The following is an 18,491-nucleotide window of genomic DNA, read 5'->3' on the forward strand; positions in this document are numbered from 1 at the left end:
GATCGTTAGCGCAACGGTCGCGTGAACGAGGCCGCACCCGCTAACCTTCGGTATAACTGCATTCAGGATACCGGCTACAGCCTATAAAACTTTTCCCTTTCGCTTTCCCGTTACGAACGGTTCGCTGCACCAATTCCCCTTGCCCGCATTCAGGACAGTTCTGCCCGGTCGGCTTTGCCTTTTCCTTGGGTTTGCCCGGTTTGCCGTTGTCGTCCGGTAGTACCACCTGACATTCCGGATACTGGCGACAGCCCCAAAAGAATCCTTTTTTCCCGTTCCGCTTGACCAAGGGATGACCGCACTCCGGACATTGATAACTATGCGTGTTCGCACCTAACGCTTTCAACTCCGCCGGCACGCCTTGTCTCACCTGCTCGACCAACCGGGTCACCATCCTGGCCTGGTCGTCGACAAAACGCTCGGGATTCCCGTTTCCTTGGGCTATATCTTCTAACGCCTGTTCCCACACCGCCGTCGTCGCCGGATCTTTCACCGGTTCCGGCAAGGCGTCGATCAGGCTGCGGGCTTTGGCCGCGCTAATCAGATAGTTCTTTTTTTGCTTGTCGATGAATCCGCGTTTTAATAGCAGCTCGATGATCGACGCGCGGGTGGCCTCGGTGCCGATGCCGGAGGTTTCTTTCAAGCGTTTTTTCAGGGCCGGATTATCGACGAACTTGCCGACATTCTTCATCGCTTGGATCAAGGTGCCTTCGGTATACCGCGCCGGCGGCTTGGTTTGTTTATCGTCAACCCGACAATCGACAACACTCACCCTGTCATCCTTGCTCAGTTTCGGCAGAACCGTTTCTTGGTCATTCGTGTCTTGTTGACCGTTCTTTTGCAGCGCGAGTTTCCAGCCGGTTTCAATGACCCGTTTGCCGGTCGACTTGAATCGATCATCACCCACGGCGAGCTCGATCGTAGTCTGATCATATTCATGATCGGGATAAAATTGGGCCAGATAACGCCGGACTATCAAACCATACAGCCGGCTTTCGTTCGCATCGAGCGCCCTGTTGCGTTTCACGCCGGTCGGTATGATCGCGTGGTGCGCGGTAATCTTGTTATCGTTCCATGCTTTCGAACGAATCGAGGAGTCGGCGCATTCCGCGATCGTCCGAAATTCGTCGTCGTCTTTCAATACCTTGATAAGGTCCGCCGCCGACTCGTATTGCGCTTGCGGCAGATAATCGCAGTCCGTCCGTGGATAGGTCGTCAGTTTATGGGTTTCGTACAATGCCTGAGCGGTATCGAGCACTTGCTGAGCGCCCATGCCCAATCGGTGAGAAGCCTCTTGCTGCAAGGCCGACAGCGAATACGGCAAAGGCGCGGACTCTTTCACCCGCTTTGTGACTATGTGGCTTATCACTGCCATCTTACCCCGGCACCGATCTGCCACAGCTTGGGCCGCCGCACGCTTGAGACAGCGGCCCTCGTCGCCCAGGTCATCGGGAACTTGCCAATGACCGGTAAAACTGTTCCGGTCACGGGTTTGAAACGTCGCCATCACGCCGTAATACGGTAACGGCTTGAAGCTTTCGATCGCGCGATCGCGATCCACCACCAGTTTCAAGGTCGGCGTCTGCACCCGGCCGACCGACATCACGCCGCCGTCGTATCCGGATTGCCGGGCCGATAGCGTATAGAGCCGGGACAACGACATGCCCACCAGCCAATCGGCCTTGGAACGCGACACCGCCGCCGCGTACAGGGCGGCCGTTCGTTCACCGGGAAGCCGATTGGCCAAGGCCTTCCGTATGCTTTGATCGTCCAGAGCGGACAGCCACAAGCGCGAGATCGGACCTTTCCACCCGCCCCTATCCATGATCTCCCGCGCGATCGATTCGCCCTCGCGGTCGGCGTCGGTCGAAATGACGATTTCATCGGCTTGCTTGAATAAGCCGACGATGATGTTGTACTGTTTTTTTGCGTCCTTGCGCACCTTCCAGACCCATTGACCGGGGATGATCGGCAGGGTCTCGAACCGCCAGGTTTTCAGTTCCGGATCGTAATCCTCGGGAGCCGCCATTTCCAACAAATGCCCGAAACACCAGGTCACGATCGTTTGCGGCCCCTCGAAATAGCCGTCCCGCCGATGGTTCGCGCCCAAGACCCGTGAGATATCCTTGGCCTGACTGGGTTTTTCGCAGAGATACAAGGCGGTCATCGCTTTATTTCTCCTGAGTCATCACGCTAATTGCAATCGTGTCCATAAAACTTCTTATGCTTTCACTTCAATCTTGTCCTCGATCGCTGCCCTGACCCGTGCAGGGTTGGCGATGCCGATAAAGCGGATATCGACATCATCGGTTCCCGAGGACGCAAATTCCAAAATGCCGGTATTCAACAAGCGGTCCAGCAATCCCTGGCGTAAACCGACCCGGCGAATTTCATGGAAACGAACGTGAGTCACGTCTCTTACCAAAATCCCTCGGCGATACGTGATTCCCCGTTCGTCGACGGTCAGGGTAGTGCCGTGGTAGGACAACAACACGCCAATCACCAGCCATGCCAGCCAAAGTAGACCGATCCAAGCGGTTGCATCGATCAACAACGACGCATCGATCCACGCAGGTAATCGCGTCACGCCCATTGCCGTCAAAACGAATACCCACAACTGTTTCGCGAATAGATACATCGCCGTACTCGCCAAGAACCAGGGCAACGAAAAGAGATAGACGCGCAAGGCCGGATGGTAAACCGTGCTTGCTCCTAGCTTATTATCGACGTCATCCGAGGTTAATAAGGGCTGTTGAGCGTTATCCGCTCTAACCACGACATATCGAGCAACGTTGTTTTCATCTACCGTTTCATCGACCTGATAACGGTTCCCTGTTTGAAAACGAGCCGACTCCCGGTTCAACAGATCCCGCATGAATTCAGCGGTCTCCATTCTGTCGAACGGCTTGCCGTCGAGATTGAGAATCGTCTGTCTATTCATGTGTTAACCTTCGACCGCCGGTCATACCCATTCCCAACGTCCTGTTCTCGGGTTGATACACGCTTCGCCTTTCAACAAGAGTTCTGCTTGTAAACGACTGGCGTGTTGTTGTCCGTCATGCCGCCACACCGCTCTCCACCTGCTGTTTTTTTTCGCGATAGATGACGTTTTCGACACACATCGAATCAATAAAAAAATAATCCGCCGATAGGCGCATTTCCGAACGAATTTCGCCGCTGTCTTCATCGGTCCATTCCTCCATCCGCATTGTTCCGGAAAAATACGCCCTGGCGCCCTTTTTCAACACACGAATGGCTTCCTCCGCGCGAAAGCCCCAGATATCGACGCTCAACCAAAACCCGCCTTTGTCCTTGAAATCTCCGCCGACCGGCCGATCGAAATAAACCCGCATATTGGCGACTTTCCTGGATTCACCGTCGATGACGACAGGCGTCAACGTGGGATTTTTACCGAGATTGCCGATACCGCTAAACTCATTGATCATGTCGATCTCCTGAATACGTTGAAGACAAGCGAAGGCGCTAACGGTGAAGCACTGCCGCCTATGCTACCGGCGACCTTAGCGATTTTTTTCAGCAAAGACCAGTCGAAACCGTGTTTACCATTTCAAGGGTTTTATTCCGTTATCTGATGACGCCGGGCGGTATGTTGAAGATAGGTTTTCAGCCGCTTGATCTCGTTCAGCCGTAAGGAGTGGGCCAGATTCAAATCCAAGGCCCATCGATCGAAGCGGCGGTAACAGTGCCGAACGGCCTCCGATTGGCGCAGTAAAAACGCTTTGCCGGCTTCGCTATCGAGTAACAAATAACCCTGCCGCCCCCGCACGCCTTTTCGCCGCCAGCGGATATACACCGTCAACGAACGCACTTGTTGCACTGTCAGGTAGATTTCGCGCGGTTCGGCAATCACTTGTCTGAATGCCTGTGCGCAGTCGAGCATCAGATGCCGGATTTGCTCGTTTTCAGTCTCAAGTTGCTGAATTCTGCGCCAGGCTCCAGCTTCCGTTGTAAACGGCAAAAAGGAAGAGATTATTTGCTTGAATGGAAGATCCATTGTGGAACACATGGCTCGCCCCTTACCCTTAAAAGGTAAAACCTTTTGTAAGCGCTGTTATCTACCCGGAATCGAATCGGATTCCGGTTCTTCGAACTTAGGGTCGATACCGATAGCCTCGACCGCCCGATCATCGATCGACTCTGTTACCGGGATCGCTACGGCAGGATCGCTCTGTTTAACCTGAACGGTCACCGGTTTGCTCGGCGTTCTCACTCTGATTTCCGGAGCCAATGCCGCGCGAAGTCTTGTCGATACGATCGGTTCGGGGCATTCGCCGAAGATTTCGACCGCGCGCACGGCATTGGGATTTTGCGCTCGCATGTCCTCGCGCGTAACGCCGGTGAATTTCCATTGACCGGCCAGATTGAAAGTACGGCGTATCGCTTTACCTGTTACCTGCAGCAATTGCTCGGATAAAGCCCGGTCTATCAAAGCGATATGCCTTGCCGTAAAGACGCTGCGGGCCAAATCGTCGTAATCGGCAACCAAGTATGCGCCCATGTAGCCATAGGGATTCTGGAAAAATATCGGCACATGGAGCGGTTCCAGCGAGTTGGCGACCTGGATGTCGAAACCTTGGAGTTCGGTCATGCGCTTGTTCAACCAAGCGGTCTTTTCCTGGATCAGCTTTTTGCTTTCCTCCAGAGATTGCTCGATTCGCACTAAAAACCAATCGGCAAAAGGATCGTCGGTTTCCGCCGACAGCCAGATCAATTTCATGCGGCGGCCGAAATCCAAAAGACCGATGATCGGCTCGACCTGCGGACTGCGCTTTCGCCCGACGACTAACTTTTGGGCTTGCCGGGTTTGTATCGTCATACGGGTCTGACTCCGAAGGCCGCCCGGTTGCTCGAAAATCGAACGCGGCGATCGGGCCGTTTCGGCTTGTGTCGGTTCAGTTTCAAAGAAAGCATTCATCATTCACTCCTCATTCTGTTGTGAAAGACCTGTGCGCCCCGCACAGGTCCAAAAAGCGATTCAGGGTGTGCGGGTCGCACAGGGGTAAAATCTCATTCTTCAAACACGCCAAGCCCAAACATGACCGATTGCATACGATTCGACATATTGCAATCATGGCCGGATCGTCCGGTCTTGGTGCTGGGTGTGCGACCCGCACAGGGTAAAAAGTCAATCCTTATCTCGTTGGCCGGCATCCGTTAGTTTCATTTTCGGCTTGTGTCGGTTCAGTTTTAAAGAAAGCATTCATCATTCCGTCCTCATGCTGTTGTGATAGACCTGTGCGACCCGCACAGGTCCAAAAAACGATTCAGGGTGTGCGGGTCGCACAGGGTAAAAAGTCAATCCTCATCTTGTTGGCCGGCATCCGTTAGTTTCATTTTCGGCTTGTGTCGGTCCAGTTTTAAAGAAAGCATTCATCATTCCGTCCTCATGCTGTTGTGATAGACCTGTGCGGGTCGCACAGGGTAAAAAGTCAATCCTCATCTCGTTGGCCGGCATCCATTCGTTCCTTTTCGGTTTGTGTCGATTCAGTTTCAAAGAAAGCATTCATCATTCCGTCCTCATGCTGTTGTGATAGACCTGTGCGCCCCGCACAGGTCCAAAAAACGATTCAGGGTGTGCGGGTCGCACAGGGGTAAAAATTCATTCTTCGAACAGGCCAAGCCCAAACATGACGGATTGAATCCGATTCGACGTATTACAATCGTGGCCGGATCGTTCGGTCTTGATGCTGGGGTGTGCGACCCGCACAGGGTAAAAAGTCAATTCTCGTCTCGTTGGCCGGCATCCGTTCGTTTCATTGTCGGCGTTACGGATGCGTGATCGCAGATAACATTCGGATTTTTCTCCCCCTGTACGGCATACCCGGATCTTTCCGTTTGACTCTGGGTGTGCGGGTCGCACAGGTCTTTTTCGTTTGGTTTAAGGGTGTGCGGGTCGCACACCCTCATTTCGGTTTTCCCCGTCGGTTTAATGCGTCGCGCAATCGTTGCGTGGGATTAGTGTTTCTGGTTTGTCCGGATGTCGTCTTACCGTCTGCGACCGCTTCTTTTTCGGGCTGGCTCATCTGGGCGAGCGCCTGTTGTTTTTGCCTGACTTGCGCTTCTGCGTTACGTTTTCGTTCGCGGTTTTCCCGATAACGAATGCTCAGACTGGTCAGCAAGGTGTTGCCCTTTGCCTGTTCGTTACAGAGCCAGGCCAGATAAGCCACGGGATTACGGATCGGTTTGCTGCTTTGGCGTTTGGCTTCGATCTGTGCGGCGGTTTCATCGAGGAAGCTCTGCCGATGTTCCGGATCTATGGCTTTCAGGTACAGGCAAGCCAGTTCCCGTTCGCTGGCATTGAAGTCGGGCGGAAAAATCAGCGCGCTCGTTTGCACATCGTCTGTTCGATTTTTCGATTCCGGCAAATTTGTAGTAGTAGTTTTTTTAATAATAAAACTACTACAACTACTACTTGTAGTAGTTGTAGTAGTATATGGGCGAGCTCGGTCAATTTGCTTAACCGAGCTCTTATCCAATTGATTTTCCAGTATTTCTTCTTTTTCTCGATCCAGGTTAATATTATTGACCTGGGGCGTTTGAGCCAGGTCAATTAAATTGACCCGGTGTCCCGAGTTAAGCAAATTAACCCGGTCTTGGCCGTTGACTCGACGAAAAAAATCATCGATGGCCGATGTTGAACCCGGTTCGTCGTCGAGAAAACTGTGTTGATTGGCGATCGAATCATGGATCGCTTGCCAGAGCGTGCGGGCAATACGGTTGATTTGCTTGTGTTGATGCTCACGTTGTTGTTTCACGAAGGTTATGTAATCGGTATCCAGATACATCGCATCGGTGATGGAAATGGGGCTATCGTGGATCGCATAGATATGTCCCTTGAACCGCCCTGTCTCGTGACGCAGTTCCGAACACATCGAAATCCAGCGGGTCAAACGCAGCACGAACAGCACTTTCGATACGGTCGGCTTGGAATAGCCCAATTGCGCTTGTAATAACCGGTGCAATGACAAGATGACGGCCGAACCGGCCATCGCTTGGGTTCGGATGATGCCCCAACACCGGACATCGATCGCATCCAAGTCGGGATCTACCCAGATGGACCTTGGTATCGCGTCTTGCCAATGACCGAGATAGAGCAGCGAATCGGTCGGCGACTGCTCCGAAGTCGCCGGCTTCATCGATTCGAGTTCACCGGCAATCCGCTGCGCAAGCCGCCTGACCGATTCGGAAATGGAAGCCGTGGGGGCGAATATCATGCCGGATGCCATCGAGCGTCAATTCGGTCAGCCGTTATAGGCGCCTTCGATGCGGCCGGCGAACCATTCCTGGATCAAAGGCCAGATCGCGCTGATTTTGACTTGGGTTTGCTGGTGAACATACAGCAGACGCTCGGCGATAGAGAGCGATGCCTGTTCGGTATCCCGCCAATGCTCCCAGATTCGGGCTTGTTCGTCTTCCGAGGGAATACTCGGTCGGCCGTCGGCCTTGGGCAGGTTCAGGTATTTCCGGTAACCGGCGGTATCGGTGCTGGTCAAGCCGAACAAGGCGCGCATCACCGGCAAGGAAGCGCCCGCCGTCAACATTTGCAGGATCAATTCGCGCTGCCGGATACGCCGTCCGCATAGCATCATTGCAGTATCCAAGGCGTCGGAATCGAAGCGGATCTGCATGTAGGCGGCCTTGGTGGTCGCCGCCATTTCGTGGATTTCCTGCGCACTGAGCGCCAGGATCTTTTCGATTTGATCGTTGCGCAGTCCCAAGCGGTGGGGCGTTTCATAATCTCCTTCCGCCGCCATACGGGATACGCACATCAATGTATGCAAAGCTAATTCGGCTTGTAAGTTCATAGTGACCTCGATGCTATGCTGAACGCCTGATAGGCCATAGCCGTGTGGATGAGAAACGATGACGGATCAAACGACAGGTTTCCATCAATCTGAATATATCGTTGAAAACCGGGTCTCCGATCACCTCCGGATTCTGGAGCACTTCATGCGGATACATGGCCAGACTCGGCGCCGGTCCAACCAATTGTTGCAACTGTTCCGCTTTATCGACGGCAGAGAGCCGGTACAAAGCGGTATGATCCCAAAACGGCATGCGCTCTTCACTGACGCTCTGTTCGGCAATTCCCAGCAATAACCACCAGAGCCCCCAACTGTCATGGGACGTAAACGCCTGGTCGGGTTTTTCGATGACGAACCCCATGCCCTGTTCGATCGGCAAGACCAGGTGTTCTCTATCGATGGATTTGGCGATGCGCTTGGCCAATGCATAGGAACGGTCCTGCAGCGATTCTAATCCGGCATCGTCGAGTATCGAGTCGGACTCGTTCAGATCAGGATCAAGGAAGTCATCGGGTCGTTCGACCGCTGCCGCACGCCTTTCCTCATCAGAGGCGGCTGCCTCGCCATCCCCATCGCGATTCGGTGGCGTTTCGGGTTTGTGTGTCGGTTTTTGCTTTTGATTGTCGACGGAATTCGTTGGCGACTTGCCGTCGGACTCCAAATTTACATTGGCGATTGCTGCATCCGGTGGCCTGCCGTCATCTGTATCGACTGGCTGTTGCATTGAATTAGGCTGGTATTCATCATCAGCGGCTGTTTGCTTGAACAACAGCGCGTCGACCTCCAACCGCAAGCGTTGGGCGGTGGTGTCAATGTAAACTGCCAGCTTTTTATCCAATGCCCGGCGTACCGCATCAAAATCCCAATGTTCGCCGTCATGAGCCGACATGACATCGGCAAACAACGGTGCAAAGTGATCGGTCTTGTCCTGACAGTATTGTCGATATGCCTTTTCGGTATTCTTGATTGCGTCGATGCGATTGGCGCCGAGTCCGCTGCGTAACGCAACGGGAATCGATTGATCCAACTCCAGCGCATAATCGAAACGGATCAGATGCCGCCGCGATAAGCTATAGCCTTTTTCTTTGACGCGTTTACAAAATTCACTGCGCGAAAAGGTCGTTTCGGCTTCCGCTTCCATCTGCATCTGCAACTCCCTGATCGCATAGGCCTTGTCGATCAAAGCCATGTCTCCACGTATTTCATTTTCGATGAGATGGGAACACAAGACCGAGGATTCCGATTGCCAGGGGACAAACAGGCAATGCACACGATTGAAGATTTCATCGCCCGTCTCTCGGTACAGTTCATTGAGAATAGCCAAACGGGTATTACCGCCCGACTGCACCATGTAACGGGTTTCGCCCGGACGGCGAGTCACATTGAAAGGATTGTTTAACCCGCGCTGTTCGCGGATGGATGTTTTGATTTCCTCATAGGCGGGATTACGCTCGCGCCTGGGGTTATGATCGTAGGCTTTGATTTCGTTCAATGCCAATACCAGTTGCACCGGTGTGATCGGGTCGGAAGCCGGCAGCGCTTCCTCAGAGTTGTTCGAACCGAAATGACCCTCCAGCAGCAAGCCTTGGACTTCATCTTGCGAAAGACGTTTCGGCCGTGAAGTCATGACTCTTCCTCCACGCTGACGTCCAAGTTGGGCAGATTGGGTATCAGTTCACGGGCCAACGCTTGCATCGTGTCGAAAGCGCTGGCAGTTGGGCCTTTGCGCGCTCGTTCAAACCGATGCACGGGAATTTTATGGGTCGCGGCTTCCCTATAGGCGACCGCATTCGGAACGACTGTATCGAGAATCGTGATCGCTCCTTTGCTGGGCAAAAATGAGGCCTTACGCAATTCATCGGTGATCGTGCGCGCATCGATGGTTCGGTCTTGACGGTAGATGACGCCGCGTAAAGGGCCGATCGGAGCGCCCAATCGAGCCATCGGCTCCAGACGCCGAATCATCGCAACGGTGCCTCGAACGAATTCCCGCGCCGATAAAATTTCCGGCGGAATCGGCGAGAGCATGAAATCGGCGGCAGCTACGGCCGCATCTTGTAAAGGGCCGACAGCGCCTTGCGTATCGATCAGCACGAAATCATAATGAGTATCGCATTTACTCAAGATATATTTGAGTCGCACCCGACCATCGACCGTATCCCGAATCCAATCGCGCAACTTCCCTTGCGGATCATCGGACAGTACGATGTCGAGCTGTTCGACATCGGTTTGACTGATCACCGAATCGATCGACGAGTTAACCAGCAGTTCGGTTAGCCCGTGATTTGCCCGATATTTTAGCTTATAGTAACTGGACAAAGTCGGCTGAGGGTCCGCATCGATCAGCAGCACGCGATAACCGGAATCGGCCAGGATGCCGCCTAAATTGGCGGTCAGTGTCGTCTTACCGACGCCGCCCTTGGTACTGACAATAGTGATTTTGATCATAGTTTATATTTTATAAAAAAACAATAATGAATCACACGAAGGACTCAATTTCTTTTAATGTCGAGCGCATCACCCTTCCGTTCGAGCAATGGTTGGCGATCGAAGAGCCTCTGTTTTTTTCACAAGCAGACGCTGCCATTGCGAGGCATTGGGAGATCATCGAAAGCATTGCGCCGCTATCGCCTTTTCTCCAATCGGTCGCCTTGATTCGGGTAGAGGGCGATCGGCTGTGTAAATTAAACGGCAGGCAACGCTTGCAGCTATGGAAATCGGGCGCAATCCAAAAACCCGAGACGGTCACGGCGGACATCTACGACGTCTCCCAAGCAGAATTCGACAAACTGCGCCAGCGCCTATACAACGAACGGCTAGAGTTATTACCGCCACATGAGCTGGTGATTGCGACCTATAAGGAATTAGGCCTGAACTTTAGCTCGGAACGCCTCAATCAAGGCTTCATCACGGAAGCGTTGAATATCGCGTTGCGCGGCAAGCCGCGTGCACAACAAGACAAACGGTCGGTTCGGGAAAAACAGGAAATTGACATCAAAAAGGCGATCGCCGCCTTGAAAGAGGAATTGACGGCCTTAGACAGCTTAAATTTAAAACCGGAATTGTTTTTGACCGGCGTATTGGCAGCCGCGCTAATCATGGTCGCGAACGATCCCAACACCCTTGAATTTTTTCGGCGACTGAATACACTGGAAGGTAAGGTCTCCGCCGATGGATCATTCGATCCGGTAGAAGCCTTACTGACTGTCATCGATAGCTATAAAAACAAGCGCATACCCCAGGCACGCATGCAAGTCGAGCTCTGCGGCAAAACCGTCAAGGCGGTCATGCTTTGGAACCATGGCGCCGACTCTCCCAAGTATTGGACCAAGAATACCTTGCGCGTCGCGGACTATCAGCCTCTCATCAGAGAATTGAAAAGGATCAAAGCGATTCATGAGGCCAGAGATCTATAGGCGTGTAATCGCTGCCGCCTTGATGATTTTATCGATCATCGCTTCCGTTTGCCATGCGGAATCCACCCGCACGATCATTATCTTTCCCCAAGTCAAAGCACCGACTCAACGGATTTTCGACGCCATTATCGAAGGCATCGAGCAGACGCTACCGGACAGTACACCCTTAACCGTCGATCAGCGTATGCAACCGGAGCAGCTCGATAGCGTGCTGAATTCATTCAATCCCGAACGAATCATCGTCCTGGGTCGAGCGACTGCCGACAGAATCGCCTCGAGCCCCCATCGCGACAAAATGATCGTGGCCGGCGCCTTATTCGAACCCGATGAATTCGCGGGCGTCACTCTTGCCATCGATAGCCGTAGACTGCTCCAAGAAATCAAAACCATCCTCCCTTCCCTACGACGGGTATTTGTCGTTGGCTCACCTCGGCAATTGCATATCAGGATTTACCCCGCGAGCCTACGAGGCCAACCGGCTATCGTACCTGAGCTTCATGAAGATCCATTGATCAATTCCCGCCAATTATGGCAGTTACTGGAACAAGCCGATCCGAAAACCGATGCCATCATTCTCCCCAGCCAGCTGGACCGGGATATTCTGTACGAATTGGCGCAATTGGCCTGGCAAAAAAAAATTATTCTATTGTCCACCAACCTGGCTCATTTGAATCAAGGCGTGTTGATGGTTTTTTATCCTGACAACATCGGGATGGGCCGGCAAATCGGTGATTTCACGATCCAACACCCAGGACCGGGCTTTGAAAGCCTGACCCACATCCACATCGCCTTGAATCCCACCGTCGCCAAGCACTTAGGACTCTCTTTTGCACCCCAAGTCTTGAGCCGCACCCCATTACAGGTCAAATGACGTGATCCGCTCACTCAATCTTCGCCAACGCTTCAGTCTCACGGTCCTGCTTGCGATTGCATTGGCTTCGACGGTCATGCTGCTCACTATTTACTGGGCTGTCTCGAACTATACTCGCCAATACACTATTCATTATTGGCAGGAATACACCGAGACTTTCGCCCATTCGTCGAAATTCAGCGTCACGCTCGCCTCCTCCGTCAAGGCAAACGAAATCGTCGATCATTTCAAAAAAGATCCGGTGATCGAAAAAACCGGCATTTATTTGAGCTCCGGCGAGCGCTTGGCTTCGACCGAAGGAATCACCGAATGCCCGATCACTTCGACTAAAGACCGCTTCGACGCCGATCACATCGATCATCCCTTCGTCTTAGAACTGCCCCGGACCTGGTGCTTTTATGCGCCGATTCATTATTTACCCGAGACTCATGATTTTCTCGATCCCGAGCCCAGCGAAAATACCAACAAAACCCTGATCGGTTTCGTTGAACTGGCGGTTTCGAAACGAGGAATGGAAAACGTCATCCACAAGATACTTTGGCTCAGCATCGCCAGTGTGATCGTATTCGAGCTGTTGATATTCGTCTCCGTTCAACATTTTTCGGACGTCTGGACCCGAGCCTTATTGGCACTAGCCGACATCATGAAAAAAACCGGCGAAGGGAGTCGCGGCGTCCGCACATCGCTCGAAGGTCCCACGGAGATCGTTGAACTGAAGCAGCGTCTGAATCGGATGCTGGATCAGATCGAAGCGCAGGAAGAGGAACTCGAAGACACAGTGACTACTCGCACCGCCGAATTACAAACGGCGCTGGAAAGCGCATTGTCGGCTTCGCGCTACAAATCCAAGATCATCTCGACGGTGTCGCACGAGATGAAGTCGCCGCTGCACGCTTTCATGGGCTATTCGCAGCTTGCGCTCGAAGCACTGAACGGACCGAACGGGCAAGAGGCTGAAGGATTTTTGCACAAGGGTTTAGACTGCGCCCGGAATCTCGAACATCAGATCAATCAAATCCTCGATTACGCCCGACTCGAGTCGGGTAAAGCCCAACTCGACATCGCGAAATTCAATATTCGAAACCTGGTACTGCGATGCGTCGAAAAAATTGAACCGCTTACGAAAAACAGCGGCAATCGCATCCAGATGATCGGCGAGGCGACTGAGATCGAAACCGATCAAGACAAGGTAGCGCATATCGTGATGAATCTGTTGAGCAATGCCAATAAATTCACCCAACAAGGACGCATTGAGATCGCCTGGTCGATTCACCGAGCGCAGTTGAACATCCGGGTCAACGATACCGGCTGCGGTATCGCCGAAGCCGACCGCGATAAAATCTTCGAACCTTTCTGGCAGGCGGACATGAGCCTCAGCCGCCCGGCCGGCGGCACCGGACTGGGACTGGCCATCACCAAACTGTATTGCGAATTGCTGTCGGGTGAAATCGACGTTACAAGCAACAATCCAGGAAGCATCTTTACCGTGACGCTACCGATTGCAAAAGCTTGAATTGTTCGTCGTCGCTCGGCGATAGGGCGGGAATGATCGCTTGCATGCGTTGTATGACGCGATGACTATTGACTTGATCATTTTTGGCTAGACAATGATCCAACAGCCAAAGCTGATGGCCGATCAGTTTGAATTGGTCTTCCCGGTAATGAATTTCTGTGACCAAGCGCGCCCGATGATGGACCGTTCGGCACATTTGACGCAGTTCGATCAACGAATACGGCTTGCCGAGAAACTCGCTGGCACCATTGATCAGTAGGTTCTTGTGATTTTCCAGGCCGGAAAAGGCGGTCACGATGATGACCGACTGCTCGCCGTCGACCGCCAGTATTTCGGTCAGCAAGCGGTCGCCGGAAAGCCCCGGTAACATCAAATCCAACAGAATCAGATCATGCCGTTGCTGTAGCCACAGATCAAAACCCTGTCGTCCCTCTTTCGCCATATCGATCCGATAATCATCCGCCAATGCATGAAAAGCAATATTGGCGGCATCCGGTTCGTCTTCGATGATCAACAGGGTCGGCTTGAACGCATCGAGGTCCGGCGGGGTTATGAGCATCCGTGCCAATTGGTCCAAAGGAGCGACCTTGAATCGGTATTCATTGGCCAAGATACGGGGAATTTCAGTCTCGCAGCTTTCTTGAATCAGATAGATCGGCACCGCTGGATCGGCGAATCGGCCGGAACGAACCAGGGTCGACAGCTTCCAGATATCGATGTCATGGAACGTATAATCGGCTATCAAGCCGTCGTAACGATGTTCCAACAAGGCCTCTACCAGCTCATCGGTCGATTGGCCCGGCGTCAGATCGGCGGCAATCCCGTCAATGCGGAGCTGTCTTTCGACTTGCGCCGTGAGATCACCGAAACTGGAGGCCACCAGGAGTTTCATGTTCTTTTCGCGCATTGGATCGTGATACCCTTGCGGGCCTTCAGTGTCATGTGTGGAACGAACTTCACTTGGAAATCTTGCGGCAAGGTCCATTGAAAATGCTGCAGCAATAAAGCCACCACGGTTAGGATTTCCACGCGTGCCAGGTTCAAGCCCAGACAGGTACGCATGCCGCCGCCGTAGGGCATAAAGGCGAATCGTTCCTGCGCGGAACCGCTCATGAAGCGTTCCGGGTCGAAGCGCTCGGGATCCGGCCAAAAGTCGGGATGACGATGGGTCAGATACGGCGAAAACACGAGCAGTGACCGATCATGAATGCGGACATCCCTCAGTTGCCGGTCGCCGATGACATCGCGGTAGGCGGCATAGGCCGGCGGCGCCAATCGCATCGATTCATTGATGACGCTGTCGGTATAAGGAAGCCGTTTCAAGTCTTGATAGGTCAGTTGCCCTGTGCATCCCAGAACGGACTTGACTTCGGCCGCGGCCCGTTGCTGTATCATCGGATGCTTGCCCAAATAATAGAGCGTAAAGGCGATAGCGTTGACGGTGGTATCCTGCCCGCCGAAAAACAACGTGAACAAATGATCACGCAGTTCCTGCGCATCGAAATGCGGCGCCAATTGGGCGATCAAACTGCTGTCATCGCCGGCTTGCTCGGCCTTGAGCCGTAAGTTAGTCAGGGTCCGATCGATGTCATCGAGCGCTTGATGAAATTTTCGGTTACCGGGCGTGGGCAGGCGGTTAAATACGCCGTTCAAAATGAATGCCGATATCGAGCGAGTCACGTTGTAGCGACTGACCGTATTGATCGCTTCCACGGCGCGCTGAGAATCTTCGTCGTCCAACGGTCTGCCGAACAGTATCCGGCACATGATCGATTGCACCAGCGGCAAGATCTCCCGTTCCACATGAATGTGCGGTTGTTGCCGCGTTGTCAAACGCTGTATCGTTAGCTCTGTTTCCTCGCGCAGGATCGGAAACCAGGCTTCGATTGCCCGCTTCTGAAAATAGGGCTGAAGAATCCGGCGCTGTTTTTGCCAGGTTTCACCGTAACTGTTAAAAATACCGTTGCCGAACGACGGCTTGTAGGCCTCATGAAAAAATTGCCGACTGTAGCCCCCTTTTCTTTCACCGGCGAACAGCGTCGCCAAGTCTTTCGGGTGACTGATCAGATAGACCTTCTTTCGGCCTAATGTGAATAAAGCGATGTCTCCATAGTTGGCCGTCACGCGTTCAAAAAACCGCAAGATATTCCAGGCCAGCATCGGTAACGAACCGGTCACCGGACAGCCTTTCGGTCCCGTTGCCTCACGCAGGCGGTTTTGCGGGTCGCTTGTGCGGTTCAAAAGCTTAACTCCGCTTGCCCGAGAAAGGCGATCCCTGCGATCGGGTAATCGTACGGGACCGCCTGGCTGTTGATGCTCGGATGCCGGGCTTTGACATCGAATAGGTTATCGACCTTGAAGCTGAGCGCCAGGCCGTCCATGATCTGCTCGCGGCGCAGATTGAATCCGACCAGGACATAATCGCCGACTGCATCACGATCATCACCCGCCGCCCGCTGCCGGCCGATGATCCAATCGGAACGCACATTGACATGCCAATCGTTCAAGAATCGCCAGTTGATCTGCGCAAAGATATCGTGCTGCGGTGCTCCGATGATGAAATTGTCATGGGCGCTGTTCTTCGGTTCGAGTCGCAGATAGGTGTAATTGAGATCGAACGTCAGACTTTCATTGTATCGGTATTGACCGAGCCACTCGAAGCCATAACCGACCGCTCCGGCGGAATTTTCGAAGGTGCGTAGCGCGCTACTCGTCTCGGCAATCAGATCGGCGCTGGAATACCCGAAGAGATTGATACCGGTCGAGAGGCCGTATTTCCATTTTTTGGCGAACGACAACTCCACGGTATCGATGGTTTCAGGCTTTAGGTTCGGATTACCCCGTAATTGCAGACCCTCATTGCTATAGAGTTCGATGAAAGACGGCGCCCTGAAGGCGCGCCCAACCATCAGTTTGGCCGATAATGAGGGATCGACCTGCCAAACCAGACTGGCCCGGGGATTGGCCGTCAAACCGAAATCGGAATAATGATCGAGCCTGAGCCCGGTGGTCAAGGTCCAGTCATTGGCAATGTTCCATTCATCCTGGACGAAGCCGAATACGATGTGTCGGTCCGCATCGTCGGATAACGCTTCGACCCCGAGACTGTCGGTGCTTTGCAACGGCCCGGCAGGTACGATCAGGTTATTCGGCAGGATCAAGAAATTGCGGTTTTCGGTGAGATCGTGTGCCACCGCATATTTATAGCCCGCCCCGACAGTGACTCGGTGATTCTTGAACCCGTCATAGAGTGTCTTGAAGGTCGCATCGACGGTATGAGAAAAATATTGATATGTCGAGGTCACCGGATCGAAAAAGGTTCCGCCGAAGGCTCCGGCAGGAAAATGATGATTGAGACCGGTGGCTTTGTAGAAAAAATAGTTCAGATTGAACTGCGGTTCGAAATCGCCAAACCGTTGTTTTAAATCGAGTCCCGAAGTCCAGGATTGATAGCGGATTGAACCGTCAGGATCCAACGCCAAGGTCGTGCCCACGCCATTGGCGGATTCGAAATCCTGATAACGCAGATGCAATTTGACCGTGTCCCGATAGCGCAGCGACGCACCCACATCGAGGTCATCACGCGCAACATTGATCGGCCCCGGCGCCAATGAGGCCTGCGTATTGAACAGCCGATCCATACGGGTTTGCGCATCGGCTTTAACGGTTTCTTGTTGACCCAGGGCGGTTCTGCCTTGGGCTGAAAAAGCCAGATCAAAATCACCGAACCGCTTACCCAACAATGCCCAGCCGCCATAGTTATCGAAACTGCCGGCCAACGCGCCGATTTCACCGCCACCGATTTCCCGACCGGTTTTGGTGATGATATTGATGACGCCGGCAAAGGCATCCGCGCCGTAGAGCGCCGATCCCGGGCCTCGGATGATTTCGATTCTTGAGATATTTTTGGTCAGATGCGTGTAACTGAACAGCTTACCCGAATTGACCGGATCGTTGACGGGCACGCCATCCTGCATCACTAAAACATGAGAACTCAGTGGCGAAAAAATCCCTCGAACGACATAGGCCGGGACAAAACCGTTGGCCGAAGACACATGGAATCCCGGCACGGTTTCCAGTAACTCTTCGATCGAGACCGCGCCCCTCTTTCTGATGTCGTCTGCCGTGATGACCGTGACGACCGACGGGGATTCGGCCAAGGGACGGGAATAGCCGGTCGCGATACCTACCGTTTGTTCATCGCCATAGAAATGACGAAAATCATCGAGCTCATCGGAATAAACGATATGCGGCAAGGCCAGTGAAAATGATAAGGCTGCCTTAAGCGTTGTCGTCATGATAGTAAGCTCCTAATGAAAGTTCGGAACTGATACGACTCACATAGGCCTATTCAACAGACAAACCATTCACACAAACGGCAATGACCGAGTCAACTTAGCAGTAGGCCATGGATTTGCAAAGCAATAACTGCTCAAAAACAATTGCTTTTTTTGGATTATAGCCAGTCATTTTAAAAAAGCAACTTAGTTTAGATGAAAGCGTTGGATTTTTCAGATGCCAAACCACAATATTTTTAAGACATGCGTTAACATAATTTAATGAAAACTCAACTTCTCAAAAAGTATCAACATTAACTATATCAATAAGTTAGAATGCAATAATTGCGATCTCAAATCGATTTTTTCAAGCCAATAGTTTACGAAAGATTTACTCCTTAACTATAAAAAATTAATCTTATAAATCTTATCGGGATCTTATCTGTTATTAAGTCATTGTTTTTGAATTATCCCTGGCTTATTGAGAAGTTACATCAAACCAACATAGCCAGCCACAATCATTACTGAAAATGGAAAGTCTATTTTTTGGCCTTTCTAAAATAACGTCATTTACTGTCGGTCGTATTG

The 18,491-nt window shown here is 52.5% G+C and carries 16 protein-coding genes; 4 read left to right on the top strand and 12 right to left on the bottom strand.

Annotated features, from left to right (window positions below; translation table 11 throughout):
- Positions 1-40 precede the first annotated feature (40 nt).
- The 5 genes from ACINK7_RS17545 to ACINK7_RS17565 form a co-directional block, all read right to left on the bottom strand.
- Complete coding sequence (locus tag ACINK7_RS17545) at positions 41-2,167, bottom strand: DNA topoisomerase 3 (RefSeq protein ID WP_404357244.1); 2,127 nt, start codon at positions 2,165-2,167, stop codon at positions 41-43.
- A 54-nt stretch (positions 2,168-2,221) separates the two neighbouring features.
- Positions 2,222-2,941: a PH domain-containing protein gene (locus ACINK7_RS17550; RefSeq protein WP_404357246.1), complete on the bottom strand. Its 720-nt coding sequence runs from the start codon at positions 2,939-2,941 to the stop codon at positions 2,222-2,224.
- A gap of 115 nt (positions 2,942-3,056) precedes the next feature.
- The gene (locus tag ACINK7_RS17555) at positions 3,057-3,446 is read right to left on the bottom strand and encodes a single-stranded DNA-binding protein (protein ID WP_404357247.1); all 390 of its coding nucleotides are present in this window, start codon (positions 3,444-3,446) and stop codon (positions 3,057-3,059) included.
- A gap of 131 nt (positions 3,447-3,577) precedes the next feature.
- Entirely contained in the window at positions 3,578-4,027 is a 450-nt protein-coding gene (locus tag ACINK7_RS17560; RefSeq protein ID WP_404357249.1) for a hypothetical protein, read from the bottom strand.
- 45 nt (positions 4,028-4,072) lie between these two features.
- Positions 4,073-4,939 (bottom strand): PFL_4669 family integrating conjugative element protein, encoded by an 867-nt coding sequence (locus tag ACINK7_RS17565; RefSeq protein ID WP_404357251.1) that lies wholly within the window; start codon positions 4,937-4,939, stop codon positions 4,073-4,075.
- A 117-nt stretch (positions 4,940-5,056) separates the two neighbouring features.
- Here ACINK7_RS17565 and ACINK7_RS17570 point away from each other — a divergent pair, with 117 nt between their 5' ends.
- On the top strand, positions 5,057-5,179 hold the full coding sequence (locus tag ACINK7_RS17570) for a hypothetical protein (RefSeq protein ID WP_404357253.1): 123 nt from the start codon (positions 5,057-5,059) through the stop codon (positions 5,177-5,179).
- A gap of 745 nt (positions 5,180-5,924) precedes the next feature.
- On the opposite strand, the gene ACINK7_RS17575 is transcribed toward ACINK7_RS17570, so the two are convergent.
- The 4 genes from ACINK7_RS17575 to ACINK7_RS17590 are packed head-to-tail and all read right to left on the bottom strand — an operon-like array spanning position 5,925 to position 10,274.
- Positions 5,925-7,235: an STY4528 family pathogenicity island replication protein gene (locus tag ACINK7_RS17575; RefSeq protein WP_404357255.1), complete on the bottom strand. Its 1,311-nt coding sequence runs from the start codon at positions 7,233-7,235 to the stop codon at positions 5,925-5,927.
- A 27-nt stretch (positions 7,236-7,262) separates the two neighbouring features.
- Positions 7,263-7,826 (bottom strand): DUF2857 domain-containing protein, encoded by a 564-nt coding sequence (locus ACINK7_RS17580; RefSeq protein WP_404357257.1) that lies wholly within the window; start codon positions 7,824-7,826, stop codon positions 7,263-7,265.
- Between the two features lie 13 nt (positions 7,827-7,839).
- Entirely contained in the window at positions 7,840-9,453 is a 1,614-nt protein-coding gene (locus ACINK7_RS17585; protein ID WP_404357259.1) for a ParB family protein, read from the bottom strand.
- Complete coding sequence (locus ACINK7_RS17590) at positions 9,450-10,274, bottom strand: ParA family protein (protein ID WP_404357261.1); 825 nt, start codon at positions 10,272-10,274, stop codon at positions 9,450-9,452. Before ACINK7_RS17590 ends, ACINK7_RS17585 begins: the two co-directional genes overlap by 4 nt.
- Positions 10,275-10,300: 26 nt before the next feature.
- On the opposite strand from ACINK7_RS17590, the gene ACINK7_RS17595 reads away from it, so the two are divergent.
- From ACINK7_RS17595 to ACINK7_RS17605, 3 genes are read left to right on the top strand one after another with little or no spacing between them, the layout of a single operon-like run.
- Positions 10,301-11,242 carry a hypothetical protein gene (locus ACINK7_RS17595; RefSeq protein ID WP_404357263.1) on the top strand — a complete coding sequence of 314 codons (942 nt, stop codon included), beginning with the start codon at positions 10,301-10,303 and terminating at the stop codon, positions 11,240-11,242.
- Positions 11,223-12,113: a hypothetical protein gene (locus ACINK7_RS17600; protein WP_404357265.1), complete on the top strand. Its 891-nt coding sequence runs from the start codon at positions 11,223-11,225 to the stop codon at positions 12,111-12,113. The genes ACINK7_RS17595 and ACINK7_RS17600 overlap by 20 nt, the downstream gene beginning before the upstream one ends.
- A gap of 1 nt (position 12,114) precedes the next feature.
- Positions 12,115-13,626 (top strand): ATP-binding protein, encoded by a 1,512-nt coding sequence (locus tag ACINK7_RS17605; protein ID WP_404357266.1) that lies wholly within the window; start codon positions 12,115-12,117, stop codon positions 13,624-13,626.
- On the opposite strand, the gene ACINK7_RS17610 is transcribed toward ACINK7_RS17605, so the two are convergent.
- From ACINK7_RS17610 to ACINK7_RS17620, 3 genes are read right to left on the bottom strand one after another with little or no spacing between them, the layout of a single operon-like run.
- Positions 13,595-14,518: a response regulator gene (locus tag ACINK7_RS17610; protein WP_404357268.1), complete on the bottom strand. Its 924-nt coding sequence runs from the start codon at positions 14,516-14,518 to the stop codon at positions 13,595-13,597. The two genes, ACINK7_RS17605 and ACINK7_RS17610, sit on opposite strands and share 32 nt — an antisense overlap.
- Positions 14,515-15,867: a cytochrome P450 gene (locus tag ACINK7_RS17615; RefSeq protein ID WP_404357270.1), complete on the bottom strand. Its 1,353-nt coding sequence runs from the start codon at positions 15,865-15,867 to the stop codon at positions 14,515-14,517. The genes ACINK7_RS17610 and ACINK7_RS17615 overlap by 4 nt, the downstream gene beginning before the upstream one ends.
- Positions 15,864-17,924: a TonB-dependent receptor plug domain-containing protein gene (locus ACINK7_RS17620; RefSeq protein ID WP_404357272.1), complete on the bottom strand. Its 2,061-nt coding sequence runs from the start codon at positions 17,922-17,924 to the stop codon at positions 15,864-15,866. The genes ACINK7_RS17615 and ACINK7_RS17620 overlap by 4 nt, the downstream gene beginning before the upstream one ends.
- Positions 17,925-18,491 lie beyond the last annotated feature (567 nt).

It is taken from the genome of Methylotuvimicrobium sp. KM1 (assembly GCF_044788715.1).
GTDB lineage: Bacteria > Pseudomonadota > Gammaproteobacteria > Methylococcales > Methylomonadaceae > Methylotuvimicrobium.

Excerpts from the sequence above, each read along its gene's own strand:
- ACINK7_RS17550 (WP_404357246.1), bottom strand. The coding sequence starts at position 2,941 with ATGAATAGACAGACGATTCTCAATCTCGACGGCAAGCCGTTCGACAGA.
- ACINK7_RS17560 (WP_404357249.1), bottom strand. The coding sequence starts at position 4,027 with ATGTGTTCCACAATGGATCTTCCATTCAAGCAAATAATCTCTTCCTTT.
- ACINK7_RS17555 (WP_404357247.1), bottom strand. The coding sequence starts at position 3,446 with ATGATCAATGAGTTTAGCGGTATCGGCAATCTCGGTAAAAATCCCACG.
- ACINK7_RS17585 (WP_404357259.1), bottom strand. The coding sequence starts at position 9,453 with ATGACTTCACGGCCGAAACGTCTTTCGCAAGATGAAGTCCAAGGCTTG.
- ACINK7_RS17620 (WP_404357272.1), bottom strand. The coding sequence starts at position 17,924 with ATGACGACAACGCTTAAGGCAGCCTTATCATTTTCACTGGCCTTGCCG.
- ACINK7_RS17580 (WP_404357257.1), bottom strand. The coding sequence starts at position 7,826 with ATGAACTTACAAGCCGAATTAGCTTTGCATACATTGATGTGCGTATCC.
- ACINK7_RS17545 (WP_404357244.1), bottom strand. The coding sequence starts at position 2,167 with ATGACCGCCTTGTATCTCTGCGAAAAACCCAGTCAGGCCAAGGATATC.
- ACINK7_RS17565 (WP_404357251.1), bottom strand. The coding sequence starts at position 4,939 with ATGATGAATGCTTTCTTTGAAACTGAACCGACACAAGCCGAAACGGCC.
- ACINK7_RS17600 (WP_404357265.1), top strand. The coding sequence starts at position 11,223 with ATGAGGCCAGAGATCTATAGGCGTGTAATCGCTGCCGCCTTGATGATT.
- ACINK7_RS17575 (WP_404357255.1), bottom strand. The coding sequence starts at position 7,235 with ATGATATTCGCCCCCACGGCTTCCATTTCCGAATCGGTCAGGCGGCTT.
- ACINK7_RS17590 (WP_404357261.1), bottom strand. The coding sequence starts at position 10,274 with ATGATCAAAATCACTATTGTCAGTACCAAGGGCGGCGTCGGTAAGACG.
- ACINK7_RS17610 (WP_404357268.1), bottom strand. The coding sequence starts at position 14,518 with ATGAAACTCCTGGTGGCCTCCAGTTTCGGTGATCTCACGGCGCAAGTC.
- ACINK7_RS17595 (WP_404357263.1), top strand. The coding sequence starts at position 10,301 with ATGAATCACACGAAGGACTCAATTTCTTTTAATGTCGAGCGCATCACC.
- ACINK7_RS17570 (WP_404357253.1), top strand. The coding sequence starts at position 5,057 with ATGACCGATTGCATACGATTCGACATATTGCAATCATGGCCGGATCGT.